Below are 16,149 nucleotides of genomic sequence, written 5' to 3'. Positions count from 1 at the left end.
AACCCCGATGCCCGTGCGTGCGCTCCGGCCCGCCCTCTGGCTCGCCTTGCCCGTCGTCACCGTCGTACTGCTGGCCGGCCTGGGTGATCCGGTCACGGAGACCATTCGCTACCTGATCACCTGGCTGCTGTCGGTGCAGCTCCCGGGTCTCCTCCTGTGGCGCGCGCTGACCGGTGGCCGGTCGCTGCCGCAGGACCTCGGGTTCGGCGCTGTGCTCGGGATCTCCTGGCAGCTGGCCGTCTGGGCGGTCTGCACCGCGCTGGGGGTGCCCGCTCTCCAGTGGGTCGTGGTGCTGGCGTTCCTGCTCGTCTTCCTGCTGGCACCGCCACTACGGCGGCAGCTGACGTGGCCGTCCTCACCAGGCTGGTGGCAGCCCGTACTGGCCACCCTGCTGCTTCTGGCGGTACTGCGCACAGCGGTGGGCGTGCTCCGGACCTGGCCGCTGCCCCCGGTCGCCTTCCACCGCCACCAGGACATCTGGTACCAGCTCGGACTGATCCAGATGCTCCGGAACGACGTCACCCCGTCCGATCCGTCCGTCCTGGGCGAGCCGCTGATCTACCACTGGTTTGCCAACGCGTCGATGGCCGGGCAGTCGGTGATGGCCAGCGCCGAGCCGTCGCACGTCCTGATGCACCTGTGGCCAGTCACCTTCGTGCTCAGCCTGGTCATGGCCGGCTGGGCGGCCGCGGAGGCGTTGACCGGCAAGACCTGGGCCGGTGCCGTGGCCGGTGCGCTGACCGGGGTGCTGCCCGGCACCCTGCAGCTCGCGGCCAGGCCCGGCTTGGACGCGTCGCCTGCCCAGGTGATCCAGGGTCCGACCGGTGCTCTCGCCGCGCTCGTGATGCTGGGGCTGGTCGGGCCGACCGTGCTCATCCTGCGCAAGCAGAGCACCCCCGGTACCTGGGTCGCGCTGATTCTGATGATCGGGCTGGCGACCGGGACCAAGCCAACGCTGCTGCCGATCATGCTCGTGGGTGCAACCGTCGTCGGAGGGTTCGCCTGGATCAGGGAGCGCAAGCCGCCCTGGCGGGTCATCGCGCTCTTCGGGCTGGCCGGTGCGTTCTTCGCCGCCGCGATCCCCACGCTGACCGGGAGCACGGGAGGCAGCCGGATCCAGGTGCTGGCCGCGCTGCGGGTGCAGCCGTTCTACGCCTCGGTGACCGGCGACCGGTCCTACCCGGCCACGGGCGGCTGGCTCCTGCCGTCGATCGAGTCCGGCACGCCGCGGCTGCTGCTGTTCGCCGCCACCCTGCTGGGCTACTACCTGCTGGTCAACTCCACCCGCCTGCTGTCCCTGCTCGGTACGACGGTCAGCCCCGTGCGCCGCGACCCGGCGTACTGGTGGCTGGCGGGCTGTGTGACGGCCGGGACAGGGATCACCATGGTGTTCTCGCACACCGGCTACTCGGAGTACCACTTCGTCAGGACCGTGACGGCGCTCGGCGTGGTCGGCACGGTCGCGGTGGCCGCCACGCTGGTCGACGGCACCACCCGGTGGCGGCCGGTGCTGGTCGCGGCGATCGCGGGCTTCGTGACCGCCTGGGTGATCCGGCTGTTCTGGTTCGACGTGCCGGAGGTGACCACGACGGTCGCCCGGTCGATCCTGGCGCTGGTGGTGCCGTTCCAGCTCCTCGCCGTGGTGGGGGTTGCGGTGGTGGCGCTCACCCGGAACGGCTCCCGGTCCCTGGCGGTACTGCAGGTGATCGCGCTGGTCGTCGCGGCCGGCCTGCCGAAACAGCTCGCCGCCTTCTCCACCAACCTGTACAACGCGTACTCGGACCGCCCGGTGGTCGCCAACACCGAGTCCCGGGTCTACCTCACCGAGAACGAGCAGCAGGCGATGCTCTGGTTGAGCGAGCACGCCCAGACCGGTGATGTGGCCGTCAGCAACGTGTTCTGCCTGCCGGCGCCCTACCGGCCCGGCTGCCCGGACGACGCGTTCTGGGTGTCCGGGCTGAGCGGGGTCCAGCAGTACCTGGGCGGTTGGGCCTACGCACCGAGGAACCTCGAGGCGACCCGGAACACGAACAGCTTCCTGCTCCAGCCGCCGCCGTGGCCGGATCGCTTGCAGGACAGCCTGGACGCCGTCCGCCGCCCCACGCCGGCGCTGCTCACCCGGCTGCGCGACCAGGTCGGTGTGGACTGGATCATCGCCGACCTGCGGGCCGGGCCGGTCTCACCCGCGCTGGAGCGGCTGGCCGTCCCGGCGTACGCGAACTCCGACGTACGGATCTACCGGCTGCGGTAAGTAGGCTGGGCGGCATGTCTACCGAGGGTGTGGAGGTCGACCGTCCGACGCGGGAACGCGCTGCGATCGGGGAGGACGGCCGGTCCCGGGACCGCAGCCGGCCGGCGTTGCCCGACCCGTTGCCGATGAGCGTGGTCGACGCGCACTGCCACCTGGACATCGCCGACGGCGAGGACGGCGCCTGGCTCGGGGCCGCGGAGGCGATCAAGCTGGCCGCCTCGGTCGGCGTGACCCGGATCGTCCAGGTCGGCTGCGACCTGCCGGGCGCGGTCTGGGCGGTCGAGGCCGCCGAGCAGTACCCGAACCTGATCGCCGGCGTCGCCCTGCACCCGAACGAGGCGCCCAAGCTGAAGGCCGCCGGTGAGCTGGACAGCGCGCTGGCCGAGATCGAGCGGCTCGCGGCGGCCTCGGCCAAGGTCCGGGTGATCGGCGAGACCGGGCTGGACTACTTCCGCACCGGCGAGGACGGCCGGGCCGCGCAGCACGAGTCGTTCGCGGCGCACATCGAGCTGGCCAAGCGGCTGGACAAGACGCTGATGATCCACGACCGCGACGCGCACGACGACATCCTCGCGATCCTGGACACCGAAGGCGTTCCGGACCGGGTGGTGATGCACTGCTTCTCCGGCGACACGGAGTTCGCCCGCCGGTGCGTCGAGCGCGGGGCGTTCCTCAGCTTCGCCGGGGTGGTGACGTTCAAGAACGCCCAGTCGCTGCGGGACGCGCTGGCGGTGACCCCGCTGGACCGGGTCCTGGTGGAGACCGACGCGCCGTACCTGACCCCGTCGCCGCACCGCGGTCAGCCGAACGCGTCGTACCTGGTCCCGCACACCGTCCGGAGGATGGCCGGCGTGCTGAACATCTCCGTCGCCGAGCTGTGCGGCGCGCTGTCCGACAACGCCGACCGGGCGTTCGGCGGACGCTGGTAGTGGAGTTCTCCGACGTCGTCCGGCGCCGCCGGATGGTGCGCGACTACGACCCGGACCGGCCGGTGCCGGCCGACGTCCGGGAGCGGATCCTCGCGAACGGCCTGCGCGGACCGTCGGCGGGCTTCAGCCAGGGCTGGGCCTTCCTGACCTTGGAAGGCGACGACCGGGAGCGGTACTGGCGGATCACGGCCGCCGCCGTCGACGAGAAGTATGTGCGATGGGTCACAGGACTGCGCCGGGCGCCGATGCTGGTGCTGGCCTTCGCCGACAAGGCCGCGTACCTCGACCGGTACGCCGAACCGGACAAGGGCCGCACCGACCGGGACGAGTCGCGCTGGGCCGCGCCGTACTGGTTCGTGGACACCGGGATGGCGGTGCTGCTGATGCTGCAGACGGTGGTCGACGAGGGCTTGGGGGCCTGCTTCTTCGGCGCTCCCAGCCAGTTGCTGGGTGATCTGAAGGACGAGTTCGGCGTACCGGCGGAGTACGAGTTCGTCGGGGTGCTGTCGATCGGCTACCCGGCTCCGGACCGGCGCTCGCCGTCGCTGCGCCGCGGCCGCCGGAGCATCGCCGAAGTGGTGCACCGGGGGCACTGGGGCCGGCACGCCGAGTAACCGGCTCGTTACACTTTTTCCGCCACGCCGACGAGCCGATTGGCGCTGCCGCGACTTCTTCGTTACTGTCTCGTGACGTTGGCCGGGATCGGGGAAGGTTCCGGATGGCAGCCCCTCGGCGGAGACCGCGGTGTCCGGGCCCTTGGCCCGGCGACTTACGGAGTCCGCCTGCGCCGTCCTCCCCCGTGCCCGGGTAGCTCTACCTGGGAGCATGAGTGCGTAAGTCCATCATTGCGGCCGTCGGTGCGACGGCTGCGATCGCCGTCGCAGGCGGTAGCGTGGCCTATGCGAGCAAGAGCAAGACCGTGAGCCTGTCGATCGACGGGCAGGTGCAGACCGTGCACACCTTCGGCTCCACGGTGGCGGACGCTCTCGAGGCGAAGAAGATCCAGGTCGGTGAGCGTGACCTGGTCGCGCCCGCGCTGGACGCCAAGCTGCAGGACGGTCAGGAGATCGCGGTGCAGTACGGCCGCCAGCTGACCGTCAACCAGGACGGCACCAAGAAGAGCTTCTGGACCACCGCCGACAGCGTGAACGAGGCGCTGACCGACCTGGGCCTGCGCTACGACGGCGCCCTGCTCTCCACCAGCCGCAGCGCCCCGATCGGGCGTGAGGGACTGGCGCTGGAGGTCCGGACGCCGAAGACGGTCCAGTTCGTCCGGCAGGGCAAGGTCGTCGCCGTGAAGTCGATGGCGATGACGGTCGGCGAGGCGCTGAAGGGCGCCCGGGTCGGCTACGACCGCGACGACCGGGTCACCCCGGCGGTGACGACGCCGCTGAAGCCGGGCGTCAACCGGATCACCGTGGTCCGGGTCGACGTCCGGAAGGTCACCAAGACCGAGTCGATCGCGTTCGAGAAGGTCGAGACCAAGTCGGCCCAGCTGCTCGAGGGCGAGACCAAGACGACCGTCGAGGGCACCGCCGGCAAGAAGACCGTCGACTACGTGCTCACCTACGTGGACGGCAAGCTGGTCAGCACCAAGAAGCTGGCGAGCAAGGTCGTTTCCGAGCCGGTGGACGAGAAGGTCACCATCGGCACCAAGCCGAAGCCGGAGCCGGAGCCCGAGTCCACGCCGGACGAGGAGACCACCGAGGCGGCCGACCCGCCGGTGGGCAACACCAGCGCCTGGGACCGGATCGCCGAGTGCGAGTCCGGCGGCAACTGGCACATCAACACCGGCAACGGGTACTACGGCGGCCTGCAGTTCAGCCACCAGACCTGGGTGGCCTACGGCGGCGACAAGTACGCCAACAACGCGCACCAGGCCAGCAAGGCGCAGCAGATCGCGATCGCCGAGAAGGTCCGCGCCGCCCGCGGCGGCTACGGCGACTGGCCGGTCTGCGGCAAGCGGGCCTGACACACTGACCTGTGTGACCAGCGCTGATTCGTCCACCTCCGCCGGACCGAGGCTTCTCGGTCCGGCGGACGTGCGTTCACTGGCCGCGTCGCTCGGGCTCCGCCCGACCAAGCAGCGCGGCCAGAACTTCGTCATCGACCCGAACACCGTGCGCCGGATCGTGCGCGCCGCCGAGCTCGACCCGGCCGGTGAGACGGTGCTCGAGATCGGGCCGGGGCTGGGATCGCTGACCCTCGCGCTGCTGGCCGAGGGACACCGGGTCACCGCCGTCGAGATCGACCCGCTGCTGGCCGCCGCCCTGCCCGCCACGATCGCCTCCTACGCGCCGGCCCAGGCCGACCGGTTCACCGTGGTCGAGGCCGACGCGATGGCCGTCCAGGCCGAGGCCATCGGCACGCCGACCGCCTGCGTGGCCAACCTGCCGTACAACGTTGCCGTCCCGGTGCTGCTCCACCTGCTGGCGATCGCGCCGTCGCTGCGGCACGGGCTGGTGATGGTGCAGTCCGAGGTCGCCGACCGGCTGGCCGCCCCACCCGGCTCCCGCACGTACGGCGTACCGTCGGCGAAGGCCGCCTGGTACGCCGAGGTGCGCCGGGCCGGGCCGATCGGGCGGAACGTGTTCTGGCCGGCCCCGAATGTCGACTCCGGCCTGGTCGCCTTCGCCCGGCGCGAGCCCCCGGCGACGAGCGCGTCCCGCCAAGAAGTGTTCGCGGTGATCGAGGCGGCGTTCTCGCAGCGGCGCAAGACGATCCGCTCGGCGCTGGCCCGCTGGGTCCCCGACCGGCCCACGCTGGACGCCGTGCTCGCCGCGGCCGGCGTCGACCCGGGACTGCGCGGCGAGATGCTCGGCATCGCCGACTTCGCAGCCCTGGCCGGAGCCCGTCACGACCTGCGCGGCTGACCGCTCGCCGCCGAGGCTCGCCTGCGCTGCGGCACGCCAACCGATGCCCTAGCCTGTGCCCGTGCCACCTTCAGCCCAGGTCACGGTCCGGTCGCCGGCCAAGATCAATCTCGGTCTGTCCGTCGGTCCGCCGCGCCCGGACGGCTTCCACCCGCTCGCGACGGTGTACCAGGCCGTCGCGCTGTACGACGACGTCACCGCGACCGTGCGGGACGACGCCGAGGTCACCGTCGAGGTGGTCGGCGACTTCGCCGTGAACGTCCCGACCGACGACTCGAACCTGGCGGTCCGCGCGGCCCGGCTGCTGCAGGCGGAGTACGACGTCGAGGAAGGCGTCGACCTGAGCATTCGCAAGACCATCCCGGTCGCCGGGGGCATGGCCGGTGGATCCACCGACGCCGCGGCCACCCTGGTCGCCTGCAACCGGCTGTGGGGCCTGCAGCTGACGCAGTCCGAGCTCCAGCACCTCGCGGCGGAACTGGGCAGCGACGTGCCGTTCTGCTTGGTCGGGCACACCGCGCTGGGCCAGGGACGCGGCGAGCACGTCACCGAGGTGATGTCGCGCGGCACGTTCCACTGGGTCTTCGCGATCGCCGACGGCGGCCTGTCGACGCCCGAGGTCTACGCCGAGCTCGACCGGATCCGCCCGCTGCGCCGGGTCGAGCCGCCGGAGGTTCGCCCCGAGCTGCTCGCCGCCCTGCTCTCCGGCCGCTCCGCCGCGCTGGCGGTTGCCATCAGCAATGACCTGCAGGCGGCCGCCCTGTCGCTGCGGCCCGAGCTCGGCGACACCCTGCAGTTCGGCCTGGACCAGGGCGCCCTGGCCGCGATGATCTCCGGCTCCGGCCCGACCTGCCTGTTCCTGGCCGCCGACAGCCGCCGCGCGGTCGACCTCGCCGTCGAACTCGCCGAGTCCGGCCTGTGCCGCATGGTCCGCCAGGCCGAAGGCCCGGTCCCGGGCGCGCGCATCCTCCCGGCCAACGTCAACAGGTAGGGGATTGCGTCCGCGTCCGCGCCCGGCTGCGGGCGCTGACCGGCCCGCGTGCCGGTCAGCGCAGCGTTGTCGTCCGCACCGTGAAGCCGTTGGAGGACCTGGGCAGGCCCGGCTTGCCGTTGAGCGGGTCCTTGAGGTTCTTGGGAAACTGGTCCAGCAGCTTGCCGCTGCGGTCGTAGGCGAACACGGCAAAGCCGAAGTCACCGGTCTTCGGCGGACCGGCGACCTCGCCGCGGTAGCTGACCCCCGCCAGCTTCGCCGAAGCCTGGACCCAGCCCCCAGGCACGGTGTGCACCGCGGCGTACCAGGCCTTGGAGCCGTGGGTGTAGACGACCGTGTGCACGTCGGCGCGGGCGAACATCGCGTTCAGCACCGGGCCACCGGGCGAGACCTTCACCTCCAGCGACGAGTACCGCGAACCCGGACCGGTGAGTCGATCCCAGACGACGTCGTTCGATCGCCCGACGACCGCCCACTGGTCGTTCTCGACCTGGAACGAGTAGCCGCCTCCCAGTGCCGCCCGCCCGGAGGCACCGAGGGGCTTCGGTGCTCGCGGGCTGTTCTGGAAGTTGGCCGCCGTGGCCGTGGCTGAGGTCGCCGCGGCGGCGACCGGACGGATGACCGGCTTCGAGGCCGGCGCAGCGGTCTCGGCCTGGGCAGTCGCGGCGACGGCGATCCCCGTGGCGGAGATCGCGGCCACGGCCAGGCCGATCAGCAAGCGGGTGGAACCGGTTCGCGGTCCTCGGTGGTCGGTGAACATCAGGCATTTCCTCTCGTTGTGGCAAGACGCTCTAGGAACGCGATCCGCGGCGAGAAGGTTCTGGTCGTCCGCAGGTTCAGCAACCGCGAGTCGTCAGCGGGCAGTCGGTGGGGTCGACCTGGTAGGTCTTCGTGACAGTGCCACCGCCGTCGAGCAGATCGACCCGGATCGGACGCGTGACGTCGTTTCCGCTCGCCGGCGCGTCGGACACGTGCTGCATGATCCAGTAGCCATCCCTGGCCTGCGACACGCTCCGGCTGCCGTCCCAGAAGGTGTAACGAACTTTTGCCACTCCAGGAGGCAGAACGCCGGCCGCCCAGCGGTAGGAGCGCAGCGTCCCGCTCACCTTCAGCACGTTGTACGCCGCTGCGAAGGTGCCTGCGTCGACCGCTGCGTTGTTGTCGGTGGCGGAGGTGATCACGGCTTTGCCGCCGTCGGCCGCGGTGTCACACCCGACCCAGGAGGTGTCGTCGGCAAGCACCAGGAGGTGGCCCCCGGTCGCGTTGACGCGTTGCTCGGCCACCACCCGCGCCGTCGTGCTCGGCTTCGGTGGTCGACGGGCGCGGTTCGCGGTGGCGGCGACCTCGGCCCGGCAGGCCCGTTCCGCCTCGGCGGCGCCCGGCGCCCGCGCGACCGTCGGCACGGAACTGGGCGGGGCTGCCGGTGGCAGAGGGCTCGGTGCGCCTCCGCCGAGCAGCTGGGCACCGCCGCCCAGCACCACCAGGACCAGGGCGGTCGAAGCGGCGACGGCGAGGTTGCGTCGTCTCCGCCGCCGGTAGCCCGCGATCACTGTGGCCGGATCGAGCGGATCGCCGATCGGTTCGGCCTGCAGGGCCTCGGCCAGGTCTTCAGCTCTCATGTGGACTCTCCGACGTAGCTCTCACCGAGTGGCGCCGAGACCCGCAGCTTGCGCAAGGCCCGGAACGTCACGCTCTTCACCGTGCCGACCGCCAGCCCGAGCTCTTCGGCGGTCTGCTTCTCCGTCAGGTCCTCGAGATACCGCAGCACGATGACGCTTCGCTCGCGCCGGGTCAGCACGTCCAGCGCCGTCGAGATGACCATCCCGGTGACCAGTCCGTCGATCGGGTCGGCGAACCGGGCCGGCGAGCTGTGGTCGAGGTCCGCGGCGTCGCCGGCCGACCGCTCCCGCCAGGGCCGGCGCCGCAGCCACGACAGATGATGGTTGACCACGACCTGGCGGACGTACGCGTAGGGCTCACCGTCGCGGATCCGGTCCCACCGCGGGTAGGCCTTTTCCAGCGCGGCCTGCACCAAGTCCTCGGCCTGCGCGGCATCACCGCACAGCAGCCGGGCGTACCGCAGCAGCCGGCCGGAACTGGCCTGGACGAAGGCAGAGAAGTCCTCGTCCCGGCTCACGGCTCCCATACGTCTGTTCCTTTCGGCCACCTACGTACCAGAACGCCACTGCTGCCGGAATGGTTCTGGTCGGTGCCGAACTTTTTCCAACGACGGGTTCGCCGCCTGGCGGGCGACCGGCCCGGTGACAGCGGTCACCGGGCCGGTCCCGGTCAGGGTTGGTGGAAGCAGCAGGTGGCGGTGGCGCCGGTGGACATGTTGACCACGTCGCCGTCGAGCTGCTGGGAGCCGCGGACCAGGAAGCCGCCGAGGCCGTCGGAGACCAGGATGGCGCCCCAGCTCAGCAGCCACTCCTCGGTGCCGTCGTCGGTCGGGAAGACCTCCGGCACCGGGCGGATCCGGCGCTGCAGCACCCACGGGTTGTCCATCGCCTCGGAGAGCTTGGCGGCCCAGACGTCCGGCTCGGTCTGCCAGCCCAGCAGTACGCCGTCCCCGCCGTGCAGCGCGGTCGGCTTGAGCACCAACTCCTCGCGGTTCGCCAGGGCGTACTGCTCCAGGTCGATCCGCTCGCCGTCCACGGTGACCGGGCCGCTGCGTACCATCCGGGTCCAGGGCAGGATCCGGTCCAGCGCGGCCAACTCGTCGGCCGGGTAGCGGTCGCGGTACGCCTCGTCGGACAGCAGCGCGAGCGCGCCCTTGCTGCCGTACAGTTCGGCGTCCAGCGGGGTGAAGATCGCGACGTGCCCGCGCTCGGCGGCCTGCAGCACCGGCTCCAGCAGCTCGACCGCGCCCGGCTTCAGCACGTCTTCGATCATGAACAGCCGGAACACCACGTCGATCTGGCGGTCGCCCAGCCAGATCCGCTCGTCGCGGTACTCCAGCGCGTCCACCGGGCAGGGCAGCGCGTCGATGCCGAGCGGGGCCAGCATGGCGGCGCTCTTGTGCAGGATGCGCTCCAGCTCGGGGTAGCTGTCGGGGAAGTCGGCGATCGCCATCACCGGCCGGACGCCGCTCGGGACCTTCGCCTCGGTCAGGATGGTGCGGGCGACCTCGGTCATCGTGTCGCGGTAAGTGAGGCCGTTGGCGTCCACGAACTCGGCGATGAACGGGTGCTGCAGCATCGCGGCGTTCAGCACCGTGTTGTCCACGCCGCCGACGGTGCTGCCCATGTTCATCTCCAGCAGGTGGAATCCCTGCGCGTCGCGGTACATGTCCGCGCGGCCCATTCGGCTCGGGGCCGGGCCGCGGCCTCGGCAGATCGCCTGGACCTGGGTCTCGGCCATGCCGACGGTCCGGGCGAACTCGGCGAGGTCGCCGCCGAAGACCCGCTCGGGCAGTCTGGTCAGGGCCGAGTGCAGCAGGTCCAGGTCGGCGGCCAGCTGCCGGTAGACGTCGGCCTCGAGAAAGACCGGCCGGCTCAGGCAGCGGCCGAAGTAGGTGGTGGCGTCGAGTTCGGGGGCGGCGGCTGCGAGGATCGCGCTGGCCTTCGGGCCGCGATCGGCGGCGGCGGCGAGATAGTCGTCCGTCAGTGACATCGGAGCTCCTTGGTGTCCACCGCGCCCGAGAACCCTTGTTCCGCGAAGTTTTCAAACAAGACCTGGGCGCCGTGTGGGCGGCAGGTTACTTGTCGGGGCGAGGGGTCGGGAAGGGGTTGCCGAAGGTCGCGGAAAAGCAGCTGCGGGCCGCCGCGGCCGCAGCTACCATCAGCAAACGTTTGAAGCGCGGTCGCGCAGACAAGGAGATCCCGATGCGCCGAGGCTCGATCCACCCCGTCTTCCCCCGATGGATCGACGCCCGCACGAGGATCTGTGAACACACTGACGATGGGAATCCTGGCGCATGTTGACGCCGGCAAGACGAGCCTGACCGAGCGGCTGCTGTACGCCGCCGGCGTCATCGACCGGGTCGGCCGGGTCGACGACGGCAGCACCCGGACCGACTCGATGGAGCTGGAACGCCGCCGCGGCATCACGATCCGCTCCGCGGTGGTGTCGTTCGAACTGGCCGACCTGACCGTGAACCTGATCGACACCCCCGGCCACGCGGACTTCATCGCCGAGGTCGAGCGCGCGCTGTCCGTGCTGGACGGCGCGGTCCTGGTGCTTTCCGCGGTCGAGGGCGTCCAGGTGCAGACCCGGCTGCTGATGCGCACGCTGCAGCGGCTGCACATCCCGACCCTGCTGTTCGTGAACAAGATCGACCGGATGGGGGCCCGGCACGACGAGCTGCTCGCCGACGTGCGCCGGCTGCTGACACCGGCCGCGATCCCGCTCGGCACGGTCCGCGACCTCGGCGGACGGAGTGCTCGCTACGTACCGTTCCCGCCCGGTGCGACGGCGATCTCGGAGACACTTGCCGAGCGCAACGATCAGTTCCTGGCCCGGTACCTGGACGACGAGGTGACCGCGGCGGACCAGTGGCGGGAGCTGGCCGAGCAGGTTCGCCGCGCTCAGGTCCAGCCGCTGTACTTCGGATCCGCGATGACCGGTGACGGCGTGCCGGAACTGATCGAGGGCATCCGTACCATCTTGCCCAGAGCAACCAGCTCGCCCGGCGATCGCTTGCAGGCTTCGGTGTTCAAGGTCGAGCGCGGACCGGCGGGAGACAAGATCGCCTCCGCCCGGATCTTCGCCGGGACGCTGCGCGAGCGGCAGCCGGTCGACGTGCACCGCGGCGGTACGACGTACCAGGCGAAGCCGGCCGCGGTCGAGCTGTTCTCCCGCGGTGGGACCCGGCGGGTCGCCGCGGCCGAGGCCGGGAGCATCGTCGCGCTGCGCGGGCTGAAGGAGATCCGGATCGGTGACCAGCTGGGAGTCCCGAGCCGGCGGGGCGGCCGGTTGTTCGCCCCGCCGACGCTGGAGACGGTTGTCCGGGCCGCCGACCGGATCAAGCTGTACCAGGCGTTGCAGCAGCTCGCCGAGCAGGATCCGTTGATCCGGGTCCGGCAGGACGAGGAAATCTCGGTCAGCCTGTACGGCGAAGTGCAGAAGGAGGTGATCGCCGCCCTGCTCGCCGACGAGTACGGCCTGGCCGTCACCTTCGACGAGACCCGGCCGATCCACCTGGAACGCCCGGCCGGCGTCGGTACGGCGTACCGGGAGATGGGGGCACCGGGCAACCCGTGGCTCGCGACGATCGGGTTCCGGGTCTCGCCCGCGCCGGTCGGCACCGGGATCGACTACCGGCTGGAGGTCGAACTGGGCGGGCTGCCGCGAGCGTTCCACACCGCGATCGAGCACACCGCCCGGCAGACCTTGCGGCAGGGCCTGTTCGGCTGGGAGGTGGACGATGTACAAATCGACCTGACGCACACCGGCTACTCCTCGGCGGGCAGCGTCGCGGCGGACTTCCGCCGACTGGTCCCGGTGGTTCTGATGGAGGCGCTCGACCGGGCCGGGACGACGGTGGTCGAGCCGGTCCACCACTTCGAGCTCGAACTGCCGCCGGACGCGGTCGCGCCGGTCCTCGGTCGCCTGGCCGAAGCCCGGGCCGCCGTCGAGACCAGCCGGATCGACGCCGAGCACGCCGAGCTGACGGGCCAGATCCCGGCCGGGAGCGTGCACGCGTTCGAGTCCCAGCTCCCCGGTCTCACCCACGGCGAAGGCATCCTGCTCACCACGTTTGAGGGCTTCCGGCCGGTTCCCGGGCCCTCGCCCACCCGTCCGCGGACCGACGGAAACCCCCTCAACCAGAAGGAGTACCTGCTGCACCTCAACCAGCACCAAGCCGGGTGACGGCCGCGCGACGATCTCCAGGTAAGGCCCGGGTAAGAACATTGGAACAGCGGCGCATCGTCGGCGACTGGTCGTCACCGAGCCACTACAATCATCAGCGACCCTCCCCCGGGCAAGGAAAGGGAGTTGTGCATGTCCCCCGAAAGCGCAGTACCGGCCGATTCCGAGATCGTCCTGAACCACGGAATGCCGACGGCGGCCCGCGTCTACGACGTGATGCTCGACGGCAAGGACAACTTCGAGATCGACCGGCAGGTCGCGGAAGCGAGCCTGCACGTGATGCCCGAGCTCAAGGAGATCGCGCAGCACAACAGGGCGATCCTGCACCGGGCGGTGCGTCTGCTCGCGGCCGAGCGGGGCATCACGCAGTTCCTCGACCTGGGATCCGGTCTGCCCACGGCGCGCAACACGCACGAGGTGGCCCAGGAGGTCAATCCGGACGCGAAGGTCATCTACGTCGACATCGACCCGATCGTGCTCGCCCACGGCCGGGCCCTGCTGGAGGACAACGAGAACACCCGCGTCGTCACCGCCGACCTGCGCAAGCCCGTCGAGGTCCTGCAGCACCCCGACGTGCTGGCGCTGATCGACTTCGACAAGCCGGTCTGCGTGATGCTGTGCGGGATCCTGCACCACCTCGCCGACGACGAGGACCCGAAGGGGATCGTCGAGACGCTGCGTGACGCGGTCGCGCCCGGCTCGTACTTCTTCATCACGAACTTCACCCGGCTGTCGGACTCACGGGAGAGCGAGAAGCTCGAGCAGGTCCTGCTGTCGCAGTTGGGCACCGGCCGCGTCCGCACCCCGGCGGAGCTGGCGGCGTACTTCGACGGCCTCGAGATCCTGCCGCCGGGCATCGTGCCGCTGCCGCTGTGGCGCGCTGACCAGGTCATCACCGACGCCACGACGATCGGCGTCCGCTTCATGACCGGCGGCGTCGGCAGGAAACCCTGACCTCCGATCCGCCGGAAGGTCGAAACGGTCGGACTGCCCGGCCAGGACATCGACCCGGCAGCGGCGGCCTCCTGCCGGGGTCAGGCCGACCGCGGCGCCGGGGCAGTCCGGTGTCACGTACTCTGGGGCGGTTATGGCTGCCAACCCCGCACCCAATCTGGTCAATCTCGAAGCCGTCAGCAAAGGCTTCGGCACCCGGCTCCTGCTCGACAAGGTGAGTCTCGGCGTCGGCCGGGGGGACCGGGTCGGCGTGGTCGGGCGGAACGGGGACGGCAAGTCGACGCTGCTGCAGATCCTCGCCCGCCGCCTCGAGCCGGACGCCGGCCGGGTGACGCAGAACCGCGACCTCCGGCTGGGCTACCTCGGCCAGAGCGACGACCTGGACCCGGCGCTGACGGTGATCCAGGCCGTCACCGGCGACGTCGAGACCTACACCTGGGCCGCCGACCCGCGGGCCCGGTCGGTGATGGAGCACCTGCTCGGCGAGATCGACCACGAGGCGCTGGTCGGCACGCTGAGCGGTGGCGAGCGCCGCCGGGTCTCGCTGGCCCGGCTGCTGCTCACCGACGTGGACCTGCTGATCCTGGACGAGCCGACCAACCACCTGGACATCGAGGCGGTGAACTGGCTGGCCGCGCACGTGGTCGACCGGGCCGGCGCGCTGATCGTGGTGACCCACGACCGGTGGTTCCTGGACGCCGTCTGCACCGACACCTGGGAGGTGCAGGGCGGCCGGGTCTCGTCGTACGACGGCGGCTACGCGGCGTACGTGCTGGCCAAGGCGGAGCGGGCGCGGACCGAGCAGGTGACCGAGGCGAAGCGGCAGAACCTGCTGAAGAAGGAGCTTGCCTGGTTGCGCCGCGGTGCGCCGGCCCGGACGACGAAGTCGAAGTTCCGGGTCGACGCCGCGAACGCGCTGATCGAGGACGAGCCGGCCCCGCGGGACAAGCTGGCCCTGTCGCAGCTGGCGACGTCGCGGCTCGGCAAGGACGTGTTCGACGCGGAGGACGTCAGTCTGGCCTTCGGTGACCGGCTGATGCTCGACCGGGTCACCTTCCGGCTCGGCCCGGCCGACCGGATCGGGCTGCTCGGCCCGAACGGCGCGGGCAAGACGACGTTCCTCAAGGTGCTGACCGGGCAGCTGGCGCCGACCGCCGGCCAGGTGAAGCAGGGCAAGACCGTCCGGACCGCGCACCTGTCGCAGACCCTGGACGAGGTCGACGGGTCGTCGACGGTGCTCGCGCACATCACCGGCATCCGCCGGACCGCGGCCCTGGCCGGCCGCGGCGGCGAACTGGCCTCCTCTCAGCTGCTGGAGCGCTTCGGCTTCACCGGCGACAAGCTGACCACCCGGATCAGCGACCTGTCCGGCGGTGAGCGGCGCCGCCTGCAGCTGCTGCGCATCCTGCTCGACGAGCCGAACGTGCTGATCCTGGACGAGCCGACCAACGACCTGGACGTCGAGACGCTGACCGTGCTGGAGGACTTCCTCGACAGCTGGCCGGGCGTCGTCGTGGTCGTCACCCACGACCGGTACTTCCTGGAGCGGGTCAGCGACATGGTCTACGCCATCATGGGCGACGGCCGGGTCCGGCACCTGCCGCGCGGCGTCGAGCAGTACCTGGCCGAGCTCACCGCCGGTACGCCGGTACGCCGTGCTGTCGTGCAGCCCGTCCCCGGCGCCCAGGGCGGCAACCAGGCCGGGACCACGTCGAGCGGTGCCCGGACCAGCACGCTCACCGAGGACGCGCCGACGTCGCCGGCACCGAGCACTCCGGCCGACGCGGCCGCGGCCCGGGCGGCGAAGAAGGAGCTGAACCGGATCGAGCGGCAGCTGTCCAAGCTCGCGGACACCGAGAAGAAGCTGCACGACCAGCTGGCGGCGAATGCCAGCGACTACGCCAAGCTGGCCGAGCTGGACACCGAGCTGCGCAAGGTCACCGAAGAGCGGGAAGAACTCGAAACGGCGTGGCTGGAAGCCGCCGAGCGGGCGGAATAACCCGGCCTTTCGATCAACGTATACATGATCAAATACGGCGGGCGCGCGAGTCGCGGCGTACTCTCCCATCCCCTGTGATTGGGAGGTACGCCGCGACCCTGGGTGAGCGGGCCCCGTTCCGGCCGGCGTTGTTCGGGCCCCGAGCCCCGGACACCGTCGACCTCTTTCGGCGAACCACCTCTCGCCGCCGAAAGTCCGTCGTTCAACGGTCTGTAGCTGACCTTGTACCGACAGTGAGGACCCTAGTTCGGCGGGTTCCTCAGTGTCGACAGTGGTGTGCTACAGCAGCTTCACGATCGGGTTGCAACTAGCAACGATCGAACGGGGCATTAAGTGACGAG

Annotated in this window: 13 protein-coding genes; 9 read left to right on the top strand and 4 right to left on the bottom strand. The window is 70.9% G+C overall.

Going from position 1 to position 16,149, the window contains the following annotated elements; all coding sequences use genetic code 11:
* Window positions 1-7 precede the first annotated feature (7 nt).
* The 6 genes from KFLA_RS28435 to KFLA_RS28410 all read left to right on the top strand — a co-directional run bounded on the left by KFLA_RS28435 (window position 8) and on the right by KFLA_RS28410 (window position 7,044).
* Entirely contained in the window at window positions 8-2,251 is a 2,244-nt protein-coding gene (locus KFLA_RS28435) for a hypothetical protein (protein WP_012923290.1), read from the top strand.
* A gap of 14 nt (window positions 2,252-2,265) precedes the next feature.
* Entirely contained in the window at window positions 2,266-3,180 is a 915-nt protein-coding gene (locus KFLA_RS28430; RefSeq protein ID WP_012923289.1) for a TatD family hydrolase, read from the top strand.
* Complete coding sequence (locus KFLA_RS28425; protein WP_012923288.1) at window positions 3,180-3,794, top strand: nitroreductase family protein; 615 nt, start codon at window positions 3,180-3,182, stop codon at window positions 3,792-3,794. The genes KFLA_RS28430 and KFLA_RS28425 overlap by 1 nt, the downstream gene beginning before the upstream one ends.
* A gap of 215 nt (window positions 3,795-4,009) precedes the next feature.
* Window positions 4,010-5,152, top strand: coding sequence for a resuscitation-promoting factor (locus KFLA_RS39470; protein ID WP_012923287.1), 1,143 nt, complete (start codon window positions 4,010-4,012; stop codon window positions 5,150-5,152).
* A gap of 13 nt (window positions 5,153-5,165) precedes the next feature.
* Window positions 5,166-6,053, top strand: a complete 888-nt coding sequence (rsmA, locus tag KFLA_RS28415; protein WP_012923286.1) for a 16S rRNA (adenine(1518)-N(6)/adenine(1519)-N(6))-dimethyltransferase RsmA — start codon at window positions 5,166-5,168, stop codon at window positions 6,051-6,053.
* 55 nt (window positions 6,054-6,108) lie between these two features.
* Window positions 6,109-7,044, top strand: coding sequence for a 4-(cytidine 5'-diphospho)-2-C-methyl-D-erythritol kinase (locus KFLA_RS28410; protein ID WP_012923285.1), 936 nt, complete (start codon window positions 6,109-6,111; stop codon window positions 7,042-7,044).
* 55 nt (window positions 7,045-7,099) lie between these two features.
* Here KFLA_RS28410 and KFLA_RS28405 read toward each other — a convergent pair whose 3' ends face one another.
* From KFLA_RS28405 to KFLA_RS28390, 4 genes are all read right to left on the bottom strand, one after another.
* Window positions 7,100-7,804: a hypothetical protein gene (locus KFLA_RS28405; RefSeq protein WP_012923284.1), complete on the bottom strand. Its 705-nt coding sequence runs from the start codon at window positions 7,802-7,804 to the stop codon at window positions 7,100-7,102.
* Window positions 7,805-7,880: 76 nt separating this feature from the next.
* Entirely contained in the window at window positions 7,881-8,663 is a 783-nt protein-coding gene (locus tag KFLA_RS28400) for a hypothetical protein (protein WP_012923283.1), read from the bottom strand.
* Window positions 8,660-9,190 carry a SigE family RNA polymerase sigma factor gene (locus tag KFLA_RS28395; RefSeq protein WP_012923282.1) on the bottom strand — a complete coding sequence of 177 codons (531 nt, stop codon included), beginning with the start codon at window positions 9,188-9,190 and terminating at the stop codon, window positions 8,660-8,662. The genes KFLA_RS28400 and KFLA_RS28395 overlap by 4 nt, the downstream gene beginning before the upstream one ends.
* A 143-nt stretch (window positions 9,191-9,333) precedes the next feature.
* On the bottom strand, window positions 9,334-10,656 hold the full coding sequence (locus tag KFLA_RS28390) for a hypothetical protein (protein ID WP_012923281.1): 1,323 nt from the start codon (window positions 10,654-10,656) through the stop codon (window positions 9,334-9,336).
* A 288-nt stretch (window positions 10,657-10,944) separates the two neighbouring features.
* Between KFLA_RS28390 and KFLA_RS28385 the strand changes: the two genes are divergently transcribed.
* The 3 genes from KFLA_RS28385 (at window position 10,945) to KFLA_RS28375 (ending at window position 15,808) form a co-directional block, all read left to right on the top strand.
* Complete coding sequence (locus KFLA_RS28385; protein ID WP_012923280.1) at window positions 10,945-12,855, top strand: elongation factor G; 1,911 nt, start codon at window positions 10,945-10,947, stop codon at window positions 12,853-12,855.
* 132 nt (window positions 12,856-12,987) lie between these two features.
* Entirely contained in the window at window positions 12,988-13,809 is an 822-nt protein-coding gene (locus KFLA_RS28380) for an SAM-dependent methyltransferase (protein ID WP_012923279.1), read from the top strand.
* Between the two features lie 133 nt (window positions 13,810-13,942).
* The gene (locus KFLA_RS28375; RefSeq protein WP_012923278.1) at window positions 13,943-15,808 is read left to right on the top strand and encodes an ABC-F family ATP-binding cassette domain-containing protein; all 1,866 of its coding nucleotides are present in this window, start codon (window positions 13,943-13,945) and stop codon (window positions 15,806-15,808) included.
* Window positions 15,809-16,149: the final 341 nt, after the last annotated feature.

The organism is Kribbella flavida DSM 17836 (genome assembly GCF_000024345.1).
In the GTDB taxonomy this organism is placed as follows: domain Bacteria; phylum Actinomycetota; class Actinomycetes; order Propionibacteriales; family Kribbellaceae; genus Kribbella; species Kribbella flavida.
Note: the sequence above shows the minus strand (reverse complement) of the source record. Positions and strands in the feature narration are given on the sequence as shown.

Coding starts and splice junctions, on each gene's coding strand:
- KFLA_RS28435 (WP_012923290.1), top strand. CDS start 8: ATGCCCGTGCGTGCGCTCCGGCCCGCCCTCTGGCTCGCCTTGCCCGTC.
- KFLA_RS28430 (WP_012923289.1), top strand. CDS start 2,266: ATGTCTACCGAGGGTGTGGAGGTCGACCGTCCGACGCGGGAACGCGCT.
- KFLA_RS28405 (WP_012923284.1), bottom strand. CDS start 7,804: ATGTTCACCGACCACCGAGGACCGCGAACCGGTTCCACCCGCTTGCTG.
- KFLA_RS28400 (WP_012923283.1), bottom strand. CDS start 8,663: ATGAGAGCTGAAGACCTGGCCGAGGCCCTGCAGGCCGAACCGATCGGC.
- KFLA_RS28395 (WP_012923282.1), bottom strand. CDS start 9,190: ATGGGAGCCGTGAGCCGGGACGAGGACTTCTCTGCCTTCGTCCAGGCC.
- KFLA_RS28390 (WP_012923281.1), bottom strand. CDS start 10,656: ATGTCACTGACGGACGACTATCTCGCCGCCGCCGCCGATCGCGGCCCG.
- KFLA_RS28385 (WP_012923280.1), top strand. CDS start 10,945: ATGGGAATCCTGGCGCATGTTGACGCCGGCAAGACGAGCCTGACCGAG.
- KFLA_RS28380 (WP_012923279.1), top strand. CDS start 12,988: ATGTCCCCCGAAAGCGCAGTACCGGCCGATTCCGAGATCGTCCTGAAC.
- KFLA_RS28375 (WP_012923278.1), top strand. CDS start 13,943: ATGGCTGCCAACCCCGCACCCAATCTGGTCAATCTCGAAGCCGTCAGC.